This is a genomic window from Streptomyces sp. BL1 (assembly GCF_057628045.1).
On record NZ_JBXYWZ010000002.1, the window covers coordinates 2,167,923 to 2,191,949 of the forward strand.

Here is a 24,027-nt window from a genome sequence, read left to right on the forward strand (position 1 = left end):
GGGCGAGCGGGGTGGGGTTCGTGCACGCTTGGGCCATGGGGACGACGGGGACGATGGGCGCGTGGCAGGCGCTGCTGGTCGGGCTGGTGCTGCTGCTCGGTCTGCTGGGCGCCGTGCTTCCGGGTGTTCCGGGGCCTCTCGTCGTCTGGGCGGCGGTCTTCTGGTGGGCGATGGCCGTACAGACCGCTTCCGCGTGGTGGCTGCTGGTCGGCGGAACAGCGCTCCTGCTGGTCAATATGGCGGTGCAGCTCATGCTGCCGCTGCGGGTGCGCCGCCAGCGGGAACTGTCGCGCCGCGCACTGCTGTTCGCGGGCGGCGCGGGCATCGTGGGCTTCTTCGTGGTGCCGGTGCTCGGCGCGGTGCCGGGCTTCCTGGCCGGCATGTACGGGTGGGAGCGCGCCCGGCTGGGCAGCCACACCGCGGCGGCGGCCTCCACCCGTACGGCCATGCGGACGTTCGGCTGGAAGACCCTCATAGAGCTGGGCGCCTGCCTGCTCGTGGCGGGCGCGTGGCTGGTCACCGTCCTGTGGACGTGAGCACGCCGTCCGGGGGATGGCCGGTGACAGGTTGGCCGGTGGGCAGGCGGACCGCTGACAGGCTGACCGTCACCGGGTCGGCCGGTGACACGTGAACCGGCAGGTTCAGAGCGCGCCTTCGAGGGCGAGCAGTTGTCGTTTGCGGTCGAGGCCGCCCGCGTAACCGGTCAGTGTGCCGTCGGCGCCGATGACACGGTGGCAGGGGCGCACGATGAGCAGCGGGTTCGCACCGATCGCGCCGCCGACCGCGCGCACGGCGGCGCGGGACGCACCGATCCGCGCGGCCAGTTCGCCGTACGTGGTGGTGGCGCCGTACGGGATCGTGTCCAGCGCGTCCCACACGCGCCGCCGGAAGTCCGTCCCCGCCGCCGTGAAGTCGAGCCGGAACTCCTTCAGTTCGCCCGCGAAATAGGCGTCCAACTGTTCGCGGGCCTGGTCGAAGGGTGCGTCGTCCCGCGTGGCGTCGGGTCCCGGTACGGGCGCGCCCGACTGGCCGGAGACGGTGAGCGAGGTGAGCGCGCCGTCCCCGTCGCCGGTGAGCAGCAGGCTGCCCAGCGGGCTGTCGTACGTGGTCCAGAAGGTGACGGTCATCGTGTGCGCTCCGAAAGGGTGTCCGGACTGTCGCCCGGGGTGGTGCCCGAAGTGTCACCCGCGGTGGTGGCCGGTGTGACGTCGGGGGTGGGGGCTGTGGCGTTCCACAGGTGGTGCAGGGCGTACGAACGCCAGGGCCGCCACTGTTCGGCCTGCCCTGCGTCGGCGCCGGTGAGCGCGAGGCCGTGCCGTACGCCCGCGTCGCCCGGGAGAAAGACGTCGGGGTCGTCCAGCGCGCGCATGCGCATATAGCCGGCCGTCCAGGGACCGATGCCCGACAGGGCGAGGAGCGCCCGCTCGGCCTCGTCCCGGTCGGCGCCCGGATCGAGGGTGACGGTGCCGTCGGCGACGGCCGCGCTGAGCGTACGGAGGGCGGCGCGGCGCGCCTCGGGCATGCCGAGCTCGTTCAACGGCGCGCTCGCGAGGGTGCCGGAGTCGGGGAAGAGGTGCGTGAGCCCGCCGTCCTGTGCGGGCAGCGGCTTCCCGTACGCGGCGACGAGCGTCCCGCCGAGGCCGCGCGCCGCTTCGACGGTCACCTGCTGGCCGAGTACGGCGCGCACGCCGAGCTCGTACGGGTCGGCCGCGCCCGGCGAACGCAGGCCGGGGCGCGCGGAGATGAGCGGGCCCAGCGCGGGATCGCCGCCGAGCCGCTCGGCGACCGCGTACGGGTCGGCGTCCATGTCGAACAGCCGCCGTACGCGCTGCACGGCCGTCGTCATGTCGCGCGGGTCGGCCAGGTGCAGGCGGCAGTCGAGCCAGCCGCGGTCCTGCTCCGCGCATTCCCGCACCTCGACGACACCGCTGCCGTACGGCAGGGACAGCGTGCGCCGGTACGTACGGGTGCCGGGGTCGCCCAGCACCTCCTCGATGCCGGTGAGGAGGCGGCGCTGGAGGAAGTCGAAGACCTGCCGTGCGTCGTACGGGCCGCGGTACGCGAGGCGCAGCTGCACGCCGGCGCCGGCGCTGCCCGTCGCGGGGACGCGGGCGCCTCCGCGGTGGCCATGCTGTGGGCCGTGGCCGCCGCGGGCCGCGGCGTCGCGCAGGGCGCTGGGGGTGCGGGCGTAGATCTCCCGCAGCGTGTCGTTGAACTGCCGCACGCTGGCGAAGCCCGACGCGAAGGCGATCTCCGTGACGGGCATCCCTGTCGTCTGCAGCAGTACGCGCGCGGTGTGCGCGCGCTGGGCGCGCGCGAGTGCCACGGGGCCCGCGCCCAGTTCGGCCGTCAGCTGCCGCTGCACCTGCCGGGCGCTGTAGCCCAGCCGGACGGCGAGCCCGGCGACGCCCTCACGGTCCACGACACCGTCCGCGATCATCCGCATGGCGCGGCCCACGAGGTCGGCGCGCACGTCCCACTCGGCGGAGCCGGGCACCGCGTCGGGGCGGCACCGCCGGCACGCGCGGAACCCGGCGCCCTGGGCGCCGGCCGCGGACGGATAGAAGCGGACGTTCTCCCGCTTCGGCGTGACCGCGGGGCAGCTCGGGCGGCAGTAGATGCCGGTGGTGCGGACGCCGAGGAAGAACACCCCGTCGAACCGCGCATCCCGGCTGCGAACCGCCTCATACCTGCTGTCATCTGTCATCACGCCCTCCAGTGTGCGGGGCGCGGCTGGCCGCCGCTGGCGGATTTCGGACGTGGGCGTCGCCGGGCGCGCCCCGCGCCCGGTGTGGGCCGACGCCCCGCAGAGGTGTGGGCAGGCGGTCCGCCCAGAGGGGCGGAACGGGTGGGCACACCGGACCGCACCCGCGAGGTCTGTCCCGCCCGCACGCAACGCCCGCGCCGCGGTGAGGGCTTGGCCCCAGACCCGCCCCTACCCGTTTCTTCCGGGGCAGCCGCCCCGGACCCCACGCGCTGCGCGCGGCTTCGGGGCTCCGCCCCGGGCCCCGGCGGGGCTCCGCCCCTGCGCCCCGCGCGGACGGGCCGGGTGGCGGGGTGGAACCCCGGCCCAGGGGTGGGAAGCGCGACCGGAGCGCAACCCCGGCCCCGTCATCGGGTCGCCCCGCGCACGAGGAGCGCGCCCGTGGCCGCGTAGAGGGGGGCGGTCGCCGCGAAGAACGTGGCGGGCGTCGCGCCCCAGGCGGCTGTCGTGGCGTAGGCCGTGAAGAGGAGGACGGCGATCACTTCGGAGGTGAAGCCGGCGAAGGAGGTGACCGTGGCGCGGGCCGTGTCCGTGAGGCGGTGCTGGAGGCGGGCCTCGGACGTGGTCATGGACCACTGGAAGAGGCCGAACGCGCCCGCGAGCAGCAGCGGTCCGGCGACCGTACCGCCGGCCACCGCCCCTGCGGCCAGCAGCACCGCGGCGGCCAGGAGGGCCGGCCCGAGCCACCGTTCGCCGTGCCCCGCGCACCAGCCGCCGGCCGCGACACCCGCGGAGACGGCCAGCAGCATCAGCGGTACCGCCGTGTCGTCCGCGGTGAACGTGCGGAGCAGCAGCGGGAGATACTCGTCCATGGCGAGCACACCGCTCACCACGGCGACGAGCAGCACCGCGTTGCGGACCGCCCGGGAGCCGCGGACTTCGCACAGTCCTGCACGGAACACGTCCAAGAGGGCGGACAGTGTGTCCTGTTCGCCGGCGCCGGGCCGACCCCCTCGCGACTCCGGATAGGCGCACGCCGCCAGCGCGCCCAGTGCGCAGACCGCCACGCTGGCGAGACCCGTCGCCGTGTAGCCGCCCATCCGGAGCGCAGGCCCGGCGAGCGCCGTCGCGGCGAGGATGGCTGTCGTGCGGAGCGCTTCGGCGCGGCCGATGACGCGGGCGTACGCGGACGCCGAGCCGGTACGTGCCAACTCCTCGTACACGAGGGCCTGTTCCGTACCGGAGCGCAGTGCGCCGCCCGCGCCCCACAGCAGGAAGCCGGCGGCGAAGGCCGGGTAGGACGGGAAGAGGGTCCACAGGGCGTAGCCCGCGCCGGTCAGCAGGGGTGCGAGGACGAGGAGGCGGCGGCGGGAGAAGAGGTCGGCCCACAGTCCGGACGGCACTTCGAGGGTGAAGGACGCGACCGACCACAGGACGAACAGGGAGGAGATGGCGGCCGGCGAGAGACCGGTGTCGGCGAACAACAGGGCGTACACCGGGTAGAGGAGGATGAAGTCCTCGAGAAAGGCGCACGTGTAGTACGTGCGGACGAGCCGTGCCCCGGGCCGGCGGGCGCGCCGGCGCAGCACGGCCGACGCGGCGCGGAACGCCGCCGGCGCGGGTGCGGTGGAGAATCAATGTCGTCGGTTCATGCGCGGCAGTCTACGGCGCGTCCGGCCCTTCGGGGAGCCTCTGGAGCAGCCCCCACGTGAACTCCGCGACCACATTGTGCTGTTGGCCCGCCCTGTCCGGCGCGGTGAACGCGAGCCGCCAACGGGTGGGCGCCGAGCCCTCCATGGGCCGGGCCGGAGGGAAGGCGCGGGCCGCCTCGTCGACGGTGCACGACCACGGCGTGAGGTCCTCGACGGTACGCAGGGCGGGTCCAGCCGTACCGGGGGCGCGGATCAGCCACTCGTTCCAGGCGGGTCCGCCGGGGGCCGTCACCACTTCGAAGCGCAGGGTCGGCCACAGGGGTACGGGCCAGACGAGCGCCTCGCACTCCAGGTCGCCGATGCGGCGCCGGAAGCGGTCCTCGGGCGGGCCGAGGAAGGAGCGGTAGCGGGACACGGTGCCGCGGCCGCGCGGGGAGCGGATGATGGCCTGCCAGCGCCGGTTGGCCTCGCGCATCTCGGCGCGCCCCGCGTCCAGTTCGCGCAGCGCGTCCTCCACGAGGCCGGGCTGGAAGTCGTTCATCCGCCGCAGCAGGACGAGCTGGAACTCGCGCGGTCCGAAGGTGCTCACCGCACCACAGTATGTGCCGCACGACGGACGCCGGGCCGGCGCGTACGCCCCGCGTATGTGCGTGCCGCGGAGCGGGCGCTCGGCCCGCTCCGCGGCGGAGGGTTCCCGGATTCCCCCGAGTCATCCGGGGACGCCGGGGGTCACCGGGAGGTCAGCGCGGTCAGCCCTCTTCCCAGGAGGCGCTGCCGACGCCGGTGCCGCCGCACTGGGCGGTGGACGTGTTGCGGGCGCCCGGGTTGAGGGTGACCCACGGGCCCGCCGTGTCGGGGGCCCAGCCGCAGACCGCGGTCACGCGGAACGCCACCGTCTGGTTGGTGTTGTTCGTGCAGTCCGCGGTGGCGTTGTGCCCGTCGGCGCCCGTGCTGGTCGTGCAGTTGAGCACGTTGGCGGCCTTGACGGGCTGCGCCTGTGCGGCGCTCGCGGGTGCCGCGGCGGCGATGGCACCGCCGAGCAGCATGACGGTCCCTGCGGTTCCCGCGGCGAGGCGGGTACGGAGCGAGGTCATGGAATTTCCCCCTTCGTGGCGTTACTTCGTCTGGTGTCGAGTGATGTTGTGCTTCGTCGTGGCCATCGACACCCGGCACACGCACGGGGGCACGCTCCCGTATGACACTCCCTCATGTGACCCGCGTCACACTTCAGTTGGGCCGTCGCCGAGCCCTTTCCGGGCGGCTACGGCTTCTGCCGCGGGCCGCGTTTGCGCTCCGCCATGTGCCGGCCGAGCGCCTGCCGCTGCTTGAACAGCTGCTTCTGTTCGGCGCGCAGCCGGGCGTCCGTACGGGCCGCGAGGCGGGCGTTCTCCCGCAGCAGCTTGCGGTAGCTCTCCAGACGGCGGTGCGGCAGGGTGCCGTCGGCGGCCGCGGCGAGCACGGCGCAGCCGGGTTCGGCCTCGTGCGCGCAGTCGTGGAAGCGGCACCGGGCGGCGAGTTCCTCGATGTCGGCGAAGGTCTGGCCGACCCCGTCGGCCGCGTCCCACAGTCCGACGCCGCGCAGGCCGGGGGTGTCGATGAGCACCCCTCCCCCGTTCTCCTCGGGCAGCGGCAGCAGATCGCGGGTGGTCGTGGTGTGCCGTCCCTTGCCGTCGCTGTCCCGGGTGGCCCGTACGTCCTGGATCTCCTCGCCCAGCAGGGCGTTGGCGAGGGTGGACTTGCCCGCGCCGGACTGTCCGAGCAGCACGGAGGTGCCGCCGGCGAGGACGGCCGCCAGGATGTCGAGTCCCTCGCCGGTCGCGGCGCTGACGGGGAACACCGGGACGCCGGGCGCTGCGCTCTCGACGTCGCCGGCCAGTTGGTCGACGGTCGCCGGGTCGGGCACCAGGTCGGTCTTGGTGAGCGCGACGAGCGGCTGCGCGCCGCTCGTCCACGCCAGGGACACGAACCGTTCCACACGCCCCAGTTCGAGGCCGGCGGCGAGAGACACGGCGATGACGGCGTGGTCGACGTTGGCGGCGAGCACCTGTCCCTCGGACCGCTGGGAGGAGGCCGACCGTACGAAGGCCGTACGGCGTGCCAGCAGGGCCCGTACCTCGGGCAGTCCGCCGGGTCCGTGCGGATGGAGGGCGACCCAGTCTCCGGTGCAGACGGCGCGGGTGGGGTCGTCGGTGGCGACGGCGGCGGTGCCGGCGCGTACCGGACCGTCCGCGGTGACGGTGTCGCACTGTCCGCGGTCCACCCGTACGACGCGGGCGGGCAGCAGGCCGTCCTCCGCGTACGGGGCGAAGGCGTCGGCGACGGCGGTGTCCCAGCCGTAGCGGGCGAGGGGGTGCGGGGCGGCGGAAAACGCGTCGGCAGAACGGGAATCCACAACAGTGACCCTTCATGCGGGTGGCTCCGGCGCCGCCCGGGAAGCGGGTGTGTCAGCCGGTGGCCACGGGGGTGGGCGAGACGGTCGTCCGAGCGCGGGCAGCGCTCAATGCCTGGACAGTCATCGGTCCTCACCTCCCGTCGTCGGGGCCCTGCGGGGCCACTCGTCGTGCGGCGCGGCGGCGCCGTGCAGAGTCACAGTAGGCAGCCGTACGAGGGCCGCGCCAACGCTTTTCTCCCGGCCCGGGGAACGCCCGGGCCGGGGCCCGTTCAGCGCTTGTTGCGGGGGCGCAGCCTGCTGCGTACGTCGCCGTGCGGGAGGAACTTCGTCCACCGTTCGGGGAATTCGGCCGGCGGGTTCGCGGCGTCCTCGCCGCCGCCGCTCTCCGCCTCGCGCATCGCACGGCGTGCCGCCGCGGCGGCGACGACCTCGGCGGCGGCCTCTTCGCGGGCGCGCTCGTTGACGCGGCGCGCGGCGGCCGTGGCGACGGACGGCCACACGTGGTCGATGGCGGCGTTGACGGCGGCGCCCACCAGAACGGCGAACGCGGACACGCCGATCCACAGGAGCACGGCGACGGGGGCCGCCAAGGAGCCGTAGATGGTGGGGCCTTCGACGGTGTTCGTGATGTAGAGCCGCAGCAGGGCGCTGCCCAGCACCCACATGACGAGGGCCACCAGCGCGCCGGGGATGTCCTCCCGCCACGGCGACCGTACGGGCACGGACACGTGGTAGAGCGTCGTGAGGAAGATGACGGACAGCAGCAGGACGGTCGGCCAGTAGAAGACGTTCACCAGCCACGCGCCCTGCGGCACGATCCGTACGACCGTGTCGGGGCCCGCGACCATCAGCGGCAGTGCCACCGCGCCGATGACGAGCGCCACGATGTACAGCAGGAAGGACAGCAGGCGGGTCGTGACGATGCCGCGCTGGCCGTCGAGTCCGTACATCACGGTGATGGTGTCGATGAAGACGTTCACGGCACGCGACCCCGACCACAGGGCCAGCGCGAAACCGATGGAGATGACGTCCGGCCTGCCGCCCTCGATGACGTCGTCGATGAGCGGCCGGGCGAGCTGGTCGACCCCCCGGTCGGAGAGCACCGCCGCGGAGGCGTCGAGGAAGTTGGCGCGGATCTGGTCGATGGTGTCGGTGCCGATCCACGCGTCGAGATAGCCGAGCAGTCCGATCAGGCCGAGCAGCAGCGGCGGAATGGAGATGAGGGTGAAGAACGCCGCCTCGGCGGCGAGGCCCAGCACCCGGTATTCGATACAGGAGTTGACGGTGTCCTTCAGCAGCAGCCACGCCATCTTGCGCTTACGGACGTTCTGATAGAGCACGCGCGCTTTGCGCAGTACGCCTTCGGGGCGCTCCGGGGTTTCATCTGCCTGCTGCACCTCCTTAACGTATCTGGCATGCCTGCCTCCACACACACCGTGACCAACCAGGCCCCGCCCCTGGCCGACTACGACGTCTTCGCCGCGGATCACGTCCTGGCCGAAGGCGTGGCGCGGCATGTCGCGCCGGAGCGCGCCGAGGACGCGCGGGACGAGCTGAGCCGGCTGGGGCACGCCGCCGGGTCGGCCGAAGTGCAGGAGTGGGGCGCCCGGGCGAACGAGGTGCCCCCGGTGCTGAAGACGCACGACCGGTACGGCAACCGCATCGACGAAGTGGACTTCCATCCCGCGTGGCACCGGCTGATGGAGCGCGCCGTCGGTGCGGGACTCACGGACGCGTGGTCGCGTCCGGACGGTCAGCTGCGGCGCACCGCGGGCTTCTTCGTGTGGACGCAGGCGGAGGCCGGGCACGGCTGCCCGGTGTCGATGACGCACGCGGCGGTGCCGGCGCTGCGCAAGGAGCCGGCCGTGGCGGCCGAATGGGAGCCGCTGCTGGCGTCGCACACGTACGACTACGGGCTGGACCGGCCCGCCTCCGCGAAGGCGGGGGCGATCGCCGGGATGGGCATGACGGAGAAGCAGGGCGGCAGCGACGTCCGGGCGAACACGACGGTCGCCGTACCGCTGGCGGCCGACGGCGAGTACGCGCTGACGGGCCACAAGTGGTTCTGTTCCGCGCCGATGTCGGACGTCTTCCTGGTGCTGGCGCAGGCGCCGGGCGGGCTGACGTGCTTCCTGCTGCCGCGGGTGCTGCCGGACGGCACACGGAACACGTTCCGTGTGCAGCGGCTGAAGGACAAGCTCGGCAACCGGTCCAACGCGTCGGGCGAGGTGGAGTTCGACGGCCAGACGTGGGCGCGGCGGGTCGGCGAGGAGGGCCGCGGAGTGGCCACCATCATCGAGATGGTCGCGGCCACGAGGCTGGACTGTGTGACGGGTTCGGCCGCGCTGATGCGGCAGGCCGTCGCGCAGGCCACCCATCACGCGGCACACCGCAGCGCGTTCGGCGGCGAGCTCGCCGGCAAGCCGCTCATGCGGAACGTGCTGGCCGACATGGCGCTGGAGTCGGAGGCCGCGACGGTGCTCGCGCTGCGGCTGGCGGCGGCGTACGACAGCGCGGCGGGCAGCGGCCGACAGGCGGAGCACGACCGGCAGTTGCTGCGGCTGGCGGTGCCGGCCGCCAAGTACTGGGTGACGAAGCGGTGCACGCCGCTGGCGGGCGAAGCGCTGGAGTGCCTCGGCGGCAACGGCTACGTGGAGGAGTCCGGCATGCCGCGGCTGCTGCGCGAGTCACCGCTGAACTCCATCTGGGAGGGCTCGGGCAACGTCCAGACGCTGGACGTGCTGCGGGCCCTGCAGCGTTCGCCGGAGGCGCTCAACGCGTTCCTCGTCGAGATCGGCCAGGCCCGGGGCGCGGACCACCGGCTGGACGGCGCGGTCAAGGACGTACTGGCCGAACTCGCCGACCTGGAGGGCATCGAGGCGCGGGCCCGGCGTCTGGTGGAACGGCTCGCGCTGGTGCTGCAGGGGTCGCTGCTGGTGCGGTTCGCGCCGCCGGAGGTGGCCGACGCGTTCTGCGCCTCGCGGCTGGGCGGCGACTGGGGCTCGGCGTTCGGCACGCTCCCGCAGGCACTCGACCTCAAGTCCATCGTCCGCCGCGCGACGCCGGCTGTCGCCGGCGAGTGAGCGACTCTCGCGCGCCGGCCGGCGGACGCGGCTTCTCGGCGGGAGGCGCGCTTCTCGCGCGTCGGGCGCCGACGCTGCTCCTCAGTGAGAGGGGCGCTTCTCGCGCCTGCCGCCAGCCAGTTGACGGGGAGGCGGTCGCCGCTGCGGCGGAGGCGGAACAGGCACCCCCTTCCCGCCGCGGCGAAACGCCCTTCGGCGGCGCCGGTCGGCGGTCCGAGCGCTTCTCGCGCCGGGCGTCGGCCAGTTGGCCGGACACCCCCTCCTCCGCGGCGGCGGAGGAGGGGGTGTCCGCCGGGCCGACGGGGCGGGTGGTCGGCGTGATCGGGGCGGGGCATGGTGGACTTGTGCGCGATGGCGACGAACACGGCAGCGAACAGCGCTGAGCAGACGGCGGGCGGCAGCACCGCGGAAACGATGGAGCGGAACCTCGCGGAACACGCGTGTCATCTGCACCGTCGCACACCGGGGATGACCGTGACGGAGAAAGACGATCTTCTGATCGCCGACAGCGGGCTGGACGACGACACGTTCAACATCGTGGCGCGCGCCCGCTTCACGGCGGACTCCGCCGACGAGCGGATCGCGGAGACCGTACGGGAACTCGCCGCGACGGAGCGGACCTTCTCCTGGTGGGCGGGTCCCGCCTCCGCGCCGGACGATCTGCACGACCGGCTCGTGAAGGCGGGTCTGACCGCCGCCGAACCGGAGGCCGCGATGGCCGCTCCGCTGGAGGACGTACCGGACCTGGACGCGGAACCCCCGGAGGGGCTCAGCATCCAACCGGTCACCACGGTCGAGCGGTTGGCGGACTACGCCACGGTGCTCGCCGCGAACTGGAACCCGCCTGCCGAAACGGTCCTCCGCTTCGCCGCCGAGACCGCGCCCGCCGCGCTCGCCGACGACTGCCGCGCCACCTATCTCGTCGGCTACCTCGACGGGCGGCCCGTCGCCACGGCCGAGGTGTTCACGGCGGCGGGCGTCGCCGGGCTCTACAACATCTGCACCCTCGCCCGCTTCCGCCGCCTCGGCTACGGAACGGCGCTGACCCGCGCGGCCCTCCGTACGGCCCGCGACCGCGGCTACGAGGCGGCAGTCCTACAGGCCTCCGCGGACGGCGAACCGGTCTACCGCGCGCTGGGCTTCAGCACCCTCGGCCACTTCACGGAGCACGCCCTGACACCCGAAGCGGAGTGACCGCCCGCCCCGGTGTGGCTGCGCTCACGTCCGGCTCCGCCGCGCGGGTCAGGCACACCGCCACCGAGGTGTGGGCAGCTGGTCCGCCAAGGGGCGGAACGGGTGGGCACACCGGACCGCACCCGCGCAGGAAACGCACCCCGCACCCAACGCCCGCGCCGCGGTGAGGGCTTGGCCCCGGCCCCGCCCCTACCCGTTTCTTCCGGGGCTCCCGCCCCAGACCCCAGCCCTGCCCTGCGGGCAGGGAAGAGGGGGAACCGGGGGTCCACCCCGGCCTCCAGCCGCGCTGCGCGCGGAAAGAACGCGGGGCTCCGCCCCGCCCCGCGCCGCGCCGTCCGTTTGCCCGTGTGTGCGGCGCGCGGCGAGGATGAGACGACTGGCGCGCGGCGAGGGCTCGCCGCGCGCCGGTCATCGCCACCGACAGAAGAGGAACTCAGGCAGTGCGACGTTCCGGAGCCGGGCACGGGGGCCACGGCGGCCATGAGGGCCACAGCGGGCAGAACCGGCGCGGCGGGGACCGCGGATACCGCGGCGGCGGGCCGCGCAGGGACGGCGGGGCGCGGGGCCCCCGCAGGGAGCACCGCGAGCCGTCCGCCGAGCACGCGCCGCGTACCGCGCGCGGTCCGCGGCAGGGTCTCGACGCGGAGCTGCGGCAGCTCGACGGCGGCCCGTACGGCCGGTACAAGGGTCTGGTCGGCGAGTGGCGGATGCCGGATCCGGGGCCGTGGACGCTGGAGCTGGTGCGCGGGCAGTCCGACCCGTACGCGCCGCCGGCCCGCGTCGCCCTGCACGTGCCCGGTGAACTGGCGGGCTTCCCCCGCGAGTTGTGGGCGACCCCGGTACGCCGGCGGGCCCTGGCGAGCCGTATCGCGCGGGCCGCGGCGGCCGTCGTACGGGGCGAGCGCGCCGTACAGCTGGACGCGGGCCGTCAGGAGGTGCTGGACCGCAGTTCGTGCCAGGTCTCGGCGGAGGACGGCTCGGTCACGCTGCGGCTGGGCGCGGCGCTGCCCGGCAACGGGCGGCGGATCGACGGGGGCGCCGCGCGGCGGCTGCTGTGCGAGCTGCTGCCGCGCGTGGTGGAACGCGCCCTGCGGTACGAGGCGCTGGACCCGGACGACGTGCGGACGTTCGTCGAGACGGTGGAGGACTCGGACATGCTGCGCGCCGCGCTGGCGCCGCGCGGTCTGGTCGCGTTCGTCGCCGACGGCGCGGTGCTGCCGCGCCGCAGCGGTGTCGACGACCGTCCGGCGGCCGGCGACGGAGTGGTCCGGTTCACGTCGCCGGAGGAGCTGCGGGTGACGGTGGAGCTGCCGCACGCGGGCGCCGTGACCGGCATGGGCGTCCCCGAGGGCGTGAGCCTCGTCGTCGGCGGCGGGTTCCACGGCAAGTCGACGCTGCTGCGGGCCCTGGAGACCGGCATCTGGGATCATGTGCCGGGCGACGGGCGGGAGTTGACCGTGTCCCGCGCCGACACGGTGAAGCTGCGCGCGGAGGACGGGCGCCGGGTGGAGCGGGTCGACGTGCACGCGTTCGTCGACCATCTGCCGACGGGTTCGGACACCTCCGACTTCTCCACGGACAACGCCTCCGGGTCCACGTCGCAGGCCGCCTCGCTGTGCGAGGCCGTCGAGGCGGGCGCGCGGGTGCTGCTCATCGACGAGGACACAGCGGCGACGAACCTGATGATCCGGGACGCGCGGATGCAGGAGCTGGTGGCCAAGGACCGCGAGCCGCTGACGCCGCTCGTGGACTCCGTACGGTCGCTGCACCGCGATCACGGGGTGTCCACGGTGCTGGTGATGGGCGGCTCCGGCGACTATCTGGAGGTCGCCGACCGGGTGCTGATGATGGACGCGTACGAGCCCTCCGACGTGACGGAACGGGCGCGCGAGGTGGCGTCGGTGCCGACGGGCCGGCACAAGGAGGCGGAGTCGTTCCCCGCGGTGGTGCACCGCCGCCCCGACCCGGAGTCGCTGGACTCCACGGCCCGCGGCCGGACGCGGCTGAAGGCGCGCGGCGAGGACGGGCTGACCTTCGGCGACCACGAGGTGGATCTGCGCGCGGTCGAGCAGATCGCGGACCCGCGGCAGGTGACCGGTATCGGGCACGCGCTGGAGCTGCTGGTGCGGCGCGGCTACGCGGACGGCGCCCGCACGCTGGCCGAGGCGCTGGACCTGCTCGACAGCGAGGTGCTGGACAAGGCGGAGGACGGCGGCGTCGGCGCGCTGCTGTCCGTACGGGACGAGGACTTCGCGGTGCCGCGCCGCTTCGAGACGGCCGCCGCGCTGAACCGGCTGCGCGGCCTGCGGATGCTGCGGGACTGACGGGCTGCGGGACTGAGGGCTGCGGGACTGACGGGCGCACTCGGGCGGGGCGCGCGCACGGGGGCGTGCGCGCGGGCGGCGGCGGGTGGTTGAGTAGGGGCCCATGAGCCCCGAGACCTCGACCGCCGCCGGGCCGTCCGGGACGCCCGCGACCCGTACGGTGACCGTCTGGTACCTGGAGCAGACCGCGCCCGGGGACCTCTCTCCCTCCCGCATTCCGGACTCATCGTCCGCAATACGGATCGAACGCGCCGCGGTGCCCAGCCCCGAGTTCAGCCGCTTCCTGTATACGGCGGCGGGCGGCGACGTCACCTGGACCGACCGGCTGCCGTGGACGTACGAGCAGTGGCGGGCCTTCCTGGAGCGGCCCGGCGTGGAGACATGGGTGGCGTACGACCGCGGCACGCCCGCCGGTTTCATCGAGCTGAACGGGACACCGCGGGAGCCGGGCACCGACGGAGGCACCGAAGGCGCCGTGGAGATCAGCTACTTCGGGCTGCTCCCCGCGTTCCGCGGCCGCGGGCTCGGCGGGCACCTGCTGTCATACGGCACCGCGCGGGCCTGGGACCTGGCGGAGCGGTGGCCGGGACACCCCGGGACGCGACGGGTGTGGGTGCACACCTGCAGCGACGACGGGGCGCACGCGCTGGACAACTACCGGAAGCGCGGCTTCCGGCTGTACGACACCCGGTCCGAGGAGGAGCGGTACACGCCGGCTCCCGGGCCCTGGCCGGGCGCACGCCGCTGAGTGCGCCGGCCGCACGTCGCCCGCGCAAACCCCGGAGGCGTGTGACCGACAGCACATTGTCTCGGCATGCGGGACAGATCTGTCCGTATCGCGGAAAGCAGTGGACTGCCGTCTCACGCGCGTGCAACGCTTCCGTCATGTCTCGAGCTGGAATCGCCTTGGTGAGTCGACGTCACGTCGACCTCGGCCGCATGTCCAGCGCCATCTGTCCGGCGGGCTGACAGTCACAGCACCGCCGTTCCCCTGAGCAGGCCGCCCCCGACGCAGCGGGCGAGCGCTCCCCCAGCCGTACCCCCTTGTGTGCCCTGTCGCGGTGCGCGCGTTTCTGCATGAACTCATGAGCCGCAGAGCCGCGTGCACGGCAGAGCTCCGTTGCCCTGCGCTGCCGACTCCCGCCGACCGACGTCCACCCGCGTCTGCCCGAAGGAACCACCCATGGCCGACACTCCGAAGCCCGCTTCCGCACCCGCCCGCCGGAAGGCCGGACGCCACCGCGGCGAGGGCCAGTGGGCCGCGGGACACATGACCCCGCTGAACGGCAACGAGCAGAACAAGAAGGACGACGACGGTCTCAATGTGCGGACACGCATTGAGACAATCTACGCACAGCGCGGCTTCGACTCCATCGACGGCGCCGACCTGCGCGGCCGGATGCGCTGGTGGGGTCTCTACACCCAGCGCCGGCCCGGCATCAGCGGCGGCAAGACCGCGGTGCTGGAGCCGGAGGAGCTGGACGACGAGTACTTCATGCTCCGCGTCCGGATCGACGGCGGGCAGCTGACGACCGAGCAGCTGCGCGTGATCGGCGACATCTCGCAGGAGTTCGCCCGCGGCACCGCCGACATCACCGACCGGCAGAACGTCCAGTTCCACTGGATCCGCGTCGAGGACATGCCGGAGATCTGGCGCCGTCTGGAGGGCGTGGGCCTGTCCACGACCGAGGCCTGCGGCGACACCCCGCGCGTCATCCTCGGCTCGCCCGTCGCCGGCATCGCCGAGGACGAGATCGTCGACGGCACCCCGGCGATGGAGGAGATCCAGCGCCGCGTCGTCGGCAACCCCGCGTACTCGAACCTCCCGCGGAAGTTCAAGTCCGCCATCTCCGGCTCGCCGCTCCTCGACGTCGCGCACGAGATCAACGACGTGGCGTTCGTCGGCGTCGAACACCCCGACCACGGGCCCGGGTTCGACGTCTGGGTCGGCGGCGGCCTCTCCACCAACCCGAAGATCGGTGTCCGGCTGGGCGCCTGGGTCCCCGTCGACGAGGTCGCGGACGTGCACGAGGGCGTCGTCTCGATCTTCCGCGACTACGGCTACCGGCGACTGCGCACCCGCGCCCGGCTGAAGTTCCTGCTCGCCGACTGGGGCCCCGAGAAGTTCCGGCAGGTGCTGGAGGACGAGTACCTGCAGCGCAAGCTGACCGACGGCCCGGCCCCCGAGCAGCCGATGCAGAAGTGGCGGGACCACGTCGGCGTGCACAAGCAGAAGGACGGCCGCTACTACGTGGGCTTCGCGCCGCGCGTCGGCCGTGTCGACGGCGCCACCCTCAGCAAGATCGCAGACCTCGCCGAGTCGCACGGCTCGGGCCGCGTCCGCACCACGGCGGAGCAGAAGATGATCGTCCTCGATGTCGAGGAGGAGCAGCTGGACTCGCTCCGCGACGGGCTGGCGGCGCTCGATCTCACCTCGCAGCCCTCGGTGTTCCGGCGCGGCACGATGGCCTGCACCGGCATCGAGTTCTGCAAGCTGGCGATCGTCGAGACCAAGGGCCGCGCCTCGTCCCTGATGGACGAACTGGAGCGCAGGCTCCCCGACTTCGACGAGCCCGTCACCATCAACCTGAACGGCTGCCCCAACTCCTGCGCCCGCATCCAGACCGCGGACATCGGTCTCAAGGGCCAGCTGATCACCAACGCCGACGGCGAGCAGGTCGAGGGCTACCAGGTGCACCTGGGCGGCTCCCTCGGCATGGACCCCGGCTTCGGCCGCAAGGTGCGCGGGCTGAAGGTCACCGCGGACGAACTGCCCGACTACATCGAGCGGGTCCTGGTCAACTTCTCCGAACAGCGCGAGGACGGCGAGCGGTTCGCCCAGTGGGCGGCCCGCGCCGAGGACGGAGCACTCAAGTGAGCGAGCGCGCCGCACCGTTCTACTGCCCGTACTGCGGAGACGAGGACCTGCGCCCCTCCGAAGAGGGTCCCGGCGCATGGGAGTGCGTCTCCTGCAACCGCGCGTTCCGCCTCAACTTCCTCGGGCTGCTGGCCTCCGGGCTGCGCCGCGGGGAGAACAGTGAAGGGGGCACCACCTCATGACCACCGCACAGGAGAAACCGGCGGCTGACCCGGCGGCACTCCAGCGGCTCGCCGAACAGGCCGGCCGTGACCTGGAGGACGCGTCCGCGTCCGACATCCTGCGCTGGGCCGCCGAGACCTTCGGGCACCGCTTCTGCGTGACCTCCTCCATGGAGGACGCCGTCGTCGCGCACCTCGCCTCGCAGGTCTTCCCCGGCGTGCGCGTGGTGTTCCTCGACACCGGCTACCACTTCCCGGAGACCATCGGCACCCGGGACGCCGTGGAGGCCGTACTGGACGTCGAGGTCGTCACCCTGACGCCGCGTCAGACGGTGGCGCAGCAGGACGCCCAGTACGGGCCGAAGCTGCACGACCGCGACCCCGACCTGTGCTGCGCGCTGCGCAAGGTGCGGCCGCTGGAGGAGGGCCTGCGGGAGTACGACGCGTGGGCGACGGGCCTGCGCCGCGACGAGTCGCCGACCCGCGCGGACACCCCCGTCGTGGGCTGGGACGAGAAGCGCCGCAAGGTGAAGGTCTCCCCCATCGCCCGCTGGACCCAGCAGGACGTGGAGGCCTACGTGGCCGAACACGGCGTGCTGACCAACCCGCTGCTGGAGGACGGCTACGCGTCGGTGGGCTGCGCGCCCTGCACCCGCCGCGTGCTGGAGGGCGAGGACGCCCGCGCCGGCCGCTGGTCCGGGCAGAGCAAGACCGAGTGCGGACTCCACTGAGGCCGGACGAGCTGATGACGATGCGAATAGGCAGGGATCGGGAGATGAGCGGCACGGCCGCCGAGGGACGGCTTGGCGCCACGGTGTGGCTCACCGGGCTGCCCAGTGCCGGGAAGACGACGATCGCGTACGCGCTGGCCGAGGAGCTGCGCGGCGACGGGCGCCGGGTGGAGGTGCTGGACGGCGACGAGATCCGCACCTTCCTCTCCGCGGGACTGGGGTTCTCCCGGGAGGACCGGCACACCAATGTGACCCGGATCGGCTTCGTCGCGGAGCTGCTCGCCTCGCACGGCGTGACGGTCCTGGTGCCGGTGATCGCACCGTACGCGGACAGCCGGGAGGCCGTCCGCAAGCGCCATCAGGCGGAAGGCACCGGATACTTGGAGGTGCACGTGGCCACTCCGGTCGAGGTGTGCTCCGAGCGCGATGTGAAGGGCCTGTACGCGAAGCAGGCAGCCGGTGAGCTGTCCGGTCTGACGGGGGTCGACGACCCCTACGAGGCACCGGAACACCCCGATCTGGTGATCGAGGCGCACCGGCAGAACGTGGGGGAATCCGCTGCGGCGCTGCGCGCGCTGCTCGCCGAAAGGGGACTGGCGTGACGACCGCTGCGACGACCGAACAGACCGGCGGACTCGGGGAGGGCCCGGACGACAGCCCGTACGCGCTGTCCCATCTGGACGCCCTGGAGTCGGAGGCCGTACACATCTTCCGTGAGGTGGCGGGGGAGTTCGAGCGCCCCGTCATCCTCTTCTCGGGCGGCAAGGACTCCATCGTCATGCTGCACCTGGCGCTGAAGGCTTTCCATCCGGCGCCGGTGCCGTTCGCCCTGCTGCACGTGGACACCGGGCACAACTTCCCCGAGGTGCTGGAGTACCGGGACCGCACGGTGGAGCAGCACGGACTGCGGCTGCACGTGGCGTCCGTCCAGGACTTCATCGACCGCGGGGAGCTCAAGGAGCGCCCCGACGGCACCCGCAACCCGCTGCAGACCGTGCCGCTGCTGCACGCGATCAGCTCCGGCCGCTACGACGCGGTCTTCGGCGGCGGTCGCCGCGACGAGGAGAAGGCGCGCGCCAAGGAGCGGGTGTTCTCGCTGCGCGACGAGTTCGGCGGCTGGGACCCGCGCCGGCAGCGCCCGGAGCTGTGGCAGCTGTACAACGGCAAGCACGCGCCCGGTGAGCACGTGCGCGTCTTCCCGCTGTCCAACTGGACCGAGCTGGACGTGTGGCAGTACATCGCCCGCGAGAAGATCGAACTGCCGGCGATCTACTACGCGCACGAGCGCGAGGTGTTCGCCCGCGACGGCATGTGGCTCTCGGCGGGCGAGTGGGGCGGCGCCAAGGACGGCGAGCACACCGAGACCCGGCAGGTGCGCTACCGCACCGTCGGCGACATGTCCTGCACGGGCGCCGTCGATTCGGACGCCGACACGATCGAGAAGGTCATCACGGAGATCGCCGCCTCGCGTCTCACCGAGCGCGGCGCGACCCGGGCCGACGACAAACTGTCCGAGGCCGCCATGGAGGACCGCAAGCGCGAGGGGTACTTCTAACCATGAGCACATCCGAGACCACCCCCGCCATCGAGGACGCCCTGGCGGCCACGGCACTGCTGCGCTTCGCGACGGCGGGCAGTGTCGACGACGGCAAGTCCACGCTCGTCGGACGGCTGCTGCACGACTCCAAGTCGGTGCTGTCCGACCAGCTGGAGGCCGTCGAGCGCGCCTCGACCGCGCGCGGCCAGGAGGCCCCCGATCTGGCCCTGTTGACGGACGGCCTGCGGGCCGAGCGGGAGCAGGGCATCACCATCGATGTCGCCTACCGCTACTTCGCCACGCCGCGCCGCCGGTTCATCCTGGCCGACACCCCGGGCCATGTGCAGTACACCCGCAACATGGTGACGGGCGCGTCGACCGCCGAACTGGCCGTCGTCCTCGTCGACGCGCGCAACGGTGTCGTCGAACAGACCCGCCGGCACGCCGCGGTGGCCGCGCTGCTGCGCGTCCCGCACGTCGTCCTCGCGGTCAACAAGATGGACCTCGTGGACTACGACGAGGCCGTCTTCGCGCAGATCGCCCAGGAGTTCACCGAGTACGCCTCGTCGCTGGGCGTGCCCGACGTGACCGCCATCCCGATCTCGGCGCTGGTCGGCGACAACGTCGTGACGGCCTCGCCGAACATGGACTGGTACGGCGGCCCGACCGTCCTCGAACACCTGGAGACGGTCGCGGTCACGCACGACGTGTCCGACGAGGTCGCCCGCTTCCCCGTGCAGTACGTCATCCGCCCGCAGACCGCCGAACACCCCGACTACCGCGGCTACGCGGGCCAGGTCGCCTCCGGTGTGCTGCGCGTCGGCCAGCGCGTGCGGGTGCTGCCCTCGGGCCGTACCAGCACCATCGAGGGCATCGACGCGCTGGGCGAGTCCGTGGACGTCGCCTGGGCGCCGCAGTCGGTGACCGTACGGCTGGCGGACGATCTGGACATCTCGCGCGGCGACATCATCGCCCCCGAGGACGCGAAGGCGGAGCCGACGCAGGATCTGACCGCCACCGTCTGCCACTTGGACGACTCCCCGCTGAAGCCCGGCGCGCGCGTGCTGCTCAAGCACACCACCCGTACGGTCAAGGCGATCGTCAAGGAGATCCCGTCCCGGCTGACCCTGGACGACCTCTCCCAGCACCCGGAGCCGGGCGAGCTGGTCGCCAACGACATCGGCCGGGTGGTGCTGCGCACCTCGGAGCCGCTGCCCGTCGACGACTACGCGGACTCCCGGCGTACCGGTTCCTTCCTGCTCATCGACCCGTCCGACGGCACCACGCTGACCGCGGGCATGGCCGGCAGCGCCTTCGCCGAGGCCGCGCAGGACGCCCTGCCGCAGGCTGCCCAACAGGACGACGACGGCTGGGACTTCTGAGAGATGTCCATCGACACAGAGGTGTTCTCCACCTTCGACCAGACGGGCGGCCGCATCGGCAGCGGCGCCCGCGGCAGCGGCCAGGGAGGAGTCGGCCGATGCCGCCGCTGACGCGCGCGGCATCCACCGAACAGCTCTCCCCCCGTCCCGTCCCCTGCCAGTCCGAGAGGACCCCTCTGTGTCTACCGCTCGACGCGCCCCGTACCGCGCACTCGCCGCCATAGCCGTGCTCCCGCTGCTGCTGACCGCGGGCTGCGGCTACGGCTCCAAGGCCGTGAAGAAGGACGACGGCCCCGAGGCCGTCGGCGGCAAGAAGATCGACGGCCTCTCCAAGGTGAAGATCGGCTACTTCGCCAACGTCACCCACGCCACTCCGCTGGCCGGGCTGCGGGACGGCGGTGAGATTCCGAAGGAGCTCGGCGGTACGAAGGTCTCGCCGCAGGTCTTCAACGCGGGCCCGGCCGCGATCGAGGCGCTGAACGCCAAGGCCGTGGACATGACCTGGGTGGGCCCCTCCCCCGCCATCAACGGTTTCACCAAGTCCGGCGGCAAGAACCTCCGCATCGTCGCGGGCGCCACCTCCGGCGGGGCCTCCCTGGTCGTCAACCCGAAGAAGATCAAGTCGCTGGACGATCTCAAGGGCAAGACGATCGCCACCCCGCAGCTGGGCAACACCCAGGACGTGGCGCTGCTCAACTACCTCGCCGGGAAGGGCCTGAAGGTCAATCCGCAGACCGGCAAGGGCGACACCAACGTGCTGCGGCAGGACAACAAGGAGATCCCCACCTCCTTCCAGCAGGGCGGCATCGACGGCGCCTGGGTGCCCGAGCCCACCGCGTCCAACGTCACCGCCAAGGGCGGCAAGACGCTGCTGGACGAGAAGAAGCTGTGGAAGGACGGCAAGTTCGTCACCACCAACCTGGTGGTGCGGCAGGACTTCCTGAAGAAGCACCCCAAGGTCGTGGAGGCCGTGGTCCGCGGCTCCGTGAAGGCCAACGCCTGGATCAACGGCCACAAGGACGAGGCGAAGAAGCAGGTCAACAAGAAGATCGCCGCGGACTCGGGCAAGCCGCTGCCGCAGGACGTCCTCGACCCGGCCTTCGACAACATCGAGGTCACCGATGATCCGCTGGCGTCCACGCTGGAGAAGCAGGCGCAGCACTCGGTGAAGGCGGGCCTCCTCAAGACGGCGGACCTGAAGGGGATCTACGACCTCACCATCCTCGACAAGGTGCTGAAGAGCGAGGGGAAGCCCGCGCTCGACGACGCCGGTCTCGGAGTCAAGGGCGACTGAGCGCACCGTCACGGGGCCGGGCCCGACGGGCCCGGCCCTCCCGCCCCCGCACACCCAAGTCCCTTTCCGTCCGCACCCCTCTTCCGGAGGTGACAGCGATGCCCACCACACTGACCAAGCCGAACGACGCCTCTGCGGCGGACCGGCTGGCCCCGCAGGACGCCGGCTACGCGGCCCGGCTCGGCAATGTGTCCAAGTCCTTCGGCCCGCAGGGCGCCCGGCAGCACGTACTCGACGACATCAGCCTGGACGTGGCGCCCGGCGAGTTCGTGACCCTGCTCGGCGCGTCGGGCTGCGGCAAGTCCACCCTGCTGAACCTGGTCGCGAATCTGGACACCCCCGACTCCGGCACCATTCAGGTGCCCGGCGGGCGCCCGGCGCTGATGTTCCAGGAGCACGCGCTGTTCCCGTGGCTGACCGCGGGCAAGAACATCGAACTGGCCCTCAAGATGCGCGGCCTGCCCAAGCAGGAGCGGCGCGGCGAGGCCGAGCGGCTGCTGGAGCTCGTCCGGCTGAAGGGCGCGCACGGCAAGCGCGTGCACGAGCTGTCCGGCGGTATGCGGCAGCGGGTGGCGCTGGCCCGCGCGCTGGCCCAGGACAGCCAACTGCTGCTGATGGACGAGCCGTTCGCGGCGCTGGACGCCATCACCCGGGACGTGCTGCACGATGAGCTGACCCGCATCTGGTCGGAGACGAACGTTTCCGTCCTGTTCGTCACGCACAACGTGCGGGAGGCCGTGCGGCTGGCCGAGCGCGTGGTGCTGCTCTCCTCCCGCCCCGGACGCATCGCGCGGGAGTGGGACGTGGACATCCCGCACCCGCGCCGCATCGAGGACGCGGACGTCGCCAACCTGTCCGTGGAGATCACCGAACAGCTCCGAGGGGAGATCCGCCGCCATGGCCAGCACTGAGACCAAGGCCGGGACCGAGACCGTGGAGGCCGGGGCCACGGAGCGGGACAAGGCCGCGTCCTCGGACCTCGCCGGCCTGGAGGCGGGTCTGGACGCACTCGACACCCGCACCACGGTGCGGCCCCCGCTCGGGCACATCCTGCGCAAGAAGGTGCTGCCGCCCGTGGTGGCCGTGGTGCTCGTACTCGCCGTCTGGCAGGGCGCGTTCGCACTGCAGCTCAAGCCGTCGTACCAGCTGCCCAGCCCCCTGATGGTGTGGAACGCGCTGGCCGAGGAGTGGTACAAGGGCACGATCCTCGGCATCGTCTGGCAGTCCCTGTCGCGCGGTGCGCTGGGCTTCCTGGTGGCGCTCGCCATCGGCACGCCGCTCGGCCTGCTGGTGGCCCGGGTACGGCCGGTACGGGCCGCGATCGGGCCGATCCTGTCCGGCCTCCAGTCGCTGCCGTCCGTCGCCTGGGTACCGGCCTCCATCATCTGGTTCGGGCTCACCGACGCCACCATCTACGCGGTGGTGCTGCTCGGCGCCGTGCCGTCCATCGCCAACGGCCTTGTCGCGGGCGTCGACCAGATCCAGCCGCTGCACCTGCGGGCCGGGAAAGTGATCGGCGCGACCGGCCTGCGCGGGGTGTGGCACGTGCTGCTGCCCGCGGCGCTGCCGGGCTACATCGCCGGACTCAAGCAGGGCTGGGCGTTCTCCTGGCGCTCCCTGATGGCGGCCGAGCTGATCGCCACGTCACCCGAACTGGGCGCCGGACTCGGCCAGTTGCTGGAGACCGGCCGGGCGGCCCAGGACATGCCGCTGGTGCTGGGCTCGATCCTGCTGATCCTGCTCGTCGGCATCGGCATCGACCTGCTGCTCTTCGCCCCGGTCGAGCGCCGGGTGCTGCGCAACCGCGGCCTGCTGGCAGCGGCCCGCTGAGCGTACGTAGGAGAAACGGAACCCTTCCCATGACTGTCGCCCCGGCCGGCCCCGTCCTCGTGGTCATCGCGCACGGCAGCCGCGACCCGCGGCACGCCGGCACCGTCGCCGCGCTCTGCGCGCGCGTGCGCGCGCTGCGGCCCGGGCTGCGGGTCGAAGCCGGCTATCTGGACTTCAACGCGCCGAGCGTGCCGCGGCTCCTGGAGCGGCTGCACGCGGAGGGCGTACGCGACGTGGTCGCGCTCCCGCTGCTGCTGACGCGCGCGTTCCACGCGAAGTCCGACATCCCGTCCGTGCTGCGCGAGGTCACGTCCCGGCTGCCGGGAATGACCGTGCGCCGTGCGCCCGTCCTCGGCCCGCACCCGCTGCTGACGTCCGTGCTGGACGAGCGGCTGAGCGAGGCCGGGATACGGGCGGCGGACAAACCGTCCACCGGGGTCGTGCTGGCCTCGGCGGGCTCCTCCGACCCGGAGGCGATCGCAGTGATCGCAGAAATCGCGCGGGAGTGGCGGCACACCAGCGGATGGTGTGCCGTGCGGCCTGCGTTCGCCTCCGCATCCCTGCCCCGCACGGCCGATGCCGTCCGCGCCCTGCGCGCGGACGGCGTCGAACGGGTCGCGGTCGCCCCCTACGTGATAGCCCCCGGCTTCCTCCCCGACCGGATCGGGGCGGGCGCCCGGGAGGCGGAGGCCGACGTGCTGGCGCCGGTGCTGGGCGCCGCGGGCGGGCTGGCCCGGCTGCTGGTGCTGCGGTACGAAGAGGCCGCCGCCGCACCGTCGTTGGCCCTCAGCGCGGCCTGAACCGCACACCGGACACACGAGCGCGGCCCGGGGACGGATTCCGTCCCCGGGCCGCGCTCGTGTGT

22 protein-coding genes are annotated in these 24,027 nt (G+C 72.9%); 15 read left to right on the plus strand and 7 right to left on the minus strand.

Features of this window, described 5'->3' with window-relative positions; translation table 11 throughout:
- Nucleotides 1-35 precede the first annotated feature (35 nt).
- Complete coding sequence (locus tag AC3AGO_RS09695) at nucleotides 36-536, plus strand: DUF456 domain-containing protein (RefSeq protein ID WP_487819743.1); 501 nt, start codon at nucleotides 36-38, stop codon at nucleotides 534-536.
- Nucleotides 537-641: 105 nt separating this feature from the next.
- On the opposite strand, the gene AC3AGO_RS09700 is transcribed toward AC3AGO_RS09695, so the two are convergent.
- The 7 genes from AC3AGO_RS09700 to AC3AGO_RS09730 form a co-directional block, all read right to left on the minus strand.
- Nucleotides 642-1,127, minus strand: coding sequence for a methylated-DNA--[protein]-cysteine S-methyltransferase (locus tag AC3AGO_RS09700; protein WP_487819744.1), 486 nt, complete (start codon nucleotides 1,125-1,127; stop codon nucleotides 642-644).
- Nucleotides 1,124-2,707 carry an AlkA N-terminal domain-containing protein gene (locus AC3AGO_RS09705; RefSeq protein ID WP_487824594.1) on the minus strand — a complete coding sequence of 528 codons (1,584 nt, stop codon included), beginning with the start codon at nucleotides 2,705-2,707 and terminating at the stop codon, nucleotides 1,124-1,126. The genes AC3AGO_RS09700 and AC3AGO_RS09705 overlap by 4 nt, the downstream gene beginning before the upstream one ends.
- A 404-nt stretch (nucleotides 2,708-3,111) precedes the next feature.
- Nucleotides 3,112-4,293, minus strand: a complete 1,182-nt coding sequence (locus AC3AGO_RS09710) for an MFS transporter (protein ID WP_487819745.1) — start codon at nucleotides 4,291-4,293, stop codon at nucleotides 3,112-3,114.
- 73 nt (nucleotides 4,294-4,366) lie between these two features.
- Nucleotides 4,367-4,897 (minus strand): hypothetical protein, encoded by a 531-nt coding sequence (locus AC3AGO_RS09715; RefSeq protein WP_487824595.1) that lies wholly within the window; start codon nucleotides 4,895-4,897, stop codon nucleotides 4,367-4,369.
- 208 nt (nucleotides 4,898-5,105) lie between these two features.
- Entirely contained in the window at nucleotides 5,106-5,450 is a 345-nt protein-coding gene (locus tag AC3AGO_RS09720; protein ID WP_487819746.1) for a hypothetical protein, read from the minus strand.
- Nucleotides 5,451-5,617: 167 nt separating this feature from the next.
- A complete protein-coding gene (gene rsgA / locus AC3AGO_RS09725; RefSeq protein ID WP_487819747.1) occupies nucleotides 5,618-6,748 on the minus strand; it encodes a ribosome small subunit-dependent GTPase A in 1,131 nt (376 codons plus the stop codon).
- A 269-nt stretch (nucleotides 6,749-7,017) separates the two neighbouring features.
- On the minus strand, nucleotides 7,018-8,145 hold the full coding sequence (locus AC3AGO_RS09730; protein WP_487819748.1) for a YihY/virulence factor BrkB family protein: 1,128 nt from the start codon (nucleotides 8,143-8,145) through the stop codon (nucleotides 7,018-7,020).
- A gap of 18 nt (nucleotides 8,146-8,163) precedes the next feature.
- Here AC3AGO_RS09730 and AC3AGO_RS09735 point away from each other — a divergent pair, with 18 nt between their 5' ends.
- From AC3AGO_RS09735 to AC3AGO_RS09800, 14 genes are all read left to right on the plus strand, one after another.
- Nucleotides 8,164-9,831, plus strand: coding sequence for an acyl-CoA dehydrogenase family protein (locus AC3AGO_RS09735; RefSeq protein ID WP_487819749.1), 1,668 nt, complete (start codon nucleotides 8,164-8,166; stop codon nucleotides 9,829-9,831).
- A 414-nt stretch (nucleotides 9,832-10,245) separates the two neighbouring features.
- Nucleotides 10,246-11,025, plus strand: coding sequence for a GNAT family N-acetyltransferase (locus AC3AGO_RS09740; RefSeq protein ID WP_487824596.1), 780 nt, complete (start codon nucleotides 10,246-10,248; stop codon nucleotides 11,023-11,025).
- Nucleotides 11,026-11,465: 440 nt separating this feature from the next.
- Nucleotides 11,466-13,349, plus strand: a complete 1,884-nt coding sequence (locus AC3AGO_RS09745) for a P-loop domain-containing protein (protein ID WP_487819750.1) — start codon at nucleotides 11,466-11,468, stop codon at nucleotides 13,347-13,349.
- Between the two features lie 103 nt (nucleotides 13,350-13,452).
- Nucleotides 13,453-14,097 (plus strand): GNAT family N-acetyltransferase, encoded by a 645-nt coding sequence (locus AC3AGO_RS09750; protein ID WP_487819751.1) that lies wholly within the window; start codon nucleotides 13,453-13,455, stop codon nucleotides 14,095-14,097.
- 435 nt (nucleotides 14,098-14,532) lie between these two features.
- Complete coding sequence (locus tag AC3AGO_RS09755) at nucleotides 14,533-16,227, plus strand: nitrite/sulfite reductase (protein WP_487819752.1); 1,695 nt, start codon at nucleotides 14,533-14,535, stop codon at nucleotides 16,225-16,227.
- Entirely contained in the window at nucleotides 16,224-16,409 is a 186-nt protein-coding gene (locus tag AC3AGO_RS09760) for a hypothetical protein (protein ID WP_487819753.1), read from the plus strand. Before AC3AGO_RS09755 ends, AC3AGO_RS09760 begins: the two co-directional genes overlap by 4 nt.
- Nucleotides 16,406-17,119, plus strand: a complete 714-nt coding sequence (locus AC3AGO_RS09765; RefSeq protein WP_487819754.1) for a phosphoadenylyl-sulfate reductase — start codon at nucleotides 16,406-16,408, stop codon at nucleotides 17,117-17,119. Before AC3AGO_RS09760 ends, AC3AGO_RS09765 begins: the two co-directional genes overlap by 4 nt.
- A gap of 44 nt (nucleotides 17,120-17,163) precedes the next feature.
- A complete protein-coding gene (gene cysC, locus AC3AGO_RS09770) occupies nucleotides 17,164-17,721 on the plus strand; it encodes an adenylyl-sulfate kinase (protein ID WP_487819755.1) in 558 nt (185 codons plus the stop codon).
- Nucleotides 17,718-18,674, plus strand: coding sequence for a sulfate adenylyltransferase subunit CysD (gene cysD / locus AC3AGO_RS09775; RefSeq protein ID WP_487819756.1), 957 nt, complete (start codon nucleotides 17,718-17,720; stop codon nucleotides 18,672-18,674). The genes cysC and cysD overlap by 4 nt, the downstream gene beginning before the upstream one ends.
- Nucleotides 18,675-18,676: 2 nt before the next feature.
- Entirely contained in the window at nucleotides 18,677-20,038 is a 1,362-nt protein-coding gene (locus AC3AGO_RS09780; protein WP_487819757.1) for a sulfate adenylyltransferase subunit 1, read from the plus strand.
- A 178-nt stretch (nucleotides 20,039-20,216) separates the two neighbouring features.
- On the plus strand, nucleotides 20,217-21,332 hold the full coding sequence (locus tag AC3AGO_RS09785; RefSeq protein ID WP_487819758.1) for an ABC transporter substrate-binding protein: 1,116 nt from the start codon (nucleotides 20,217-20,219) through the stop codon (nucleotides 21,330-21,332).
- Nucleotides 21,333-21,430: 98 nt separating this feature from the next.
- Nucleotides 21,431-22,243, plus strand: a complete 813-nt coding sequence (locus tag AC3AGO_RS09790; protein WP_487819759.1) for an ABC transporter ATP-binding protein — start codon at nucleotides 21,431-21,433, stop codon at nucleotides 22,241-22,243.
- A complete protein-coding gene (locus AC3AGO_RS09795) occupies nucleotides 22,230-23,162 on the plus strand; it encodes an ABC transporter permease (protein ID WP_487819760.1) in 933 nt (310 codons plus the stop codon). The genes AC3AGO_RS09790 and AC3AGO_RS09795 overlap by 14 nt, the downstream gene beginning before the upstream one ends.
- A 29-nt stretch (nucleotides 23,163-23,191) precedes the next feature.
- The gene (locus tag AC3AGO_RS09800; RefSeq protein WP_487819761.1) at nucleotides 23,192-23,962 is read left to right on the plus strand and encodes a sirohydrochlorin chelatase; all 771 of its coding nucleotides are present in this window, start codon (nucleotides 23,192-23,194) and stop codon (nucleotides 23,960-23,962) included.
- Nucleotides 23,963-24,027 lie beyond the last annotated feature (65 nt).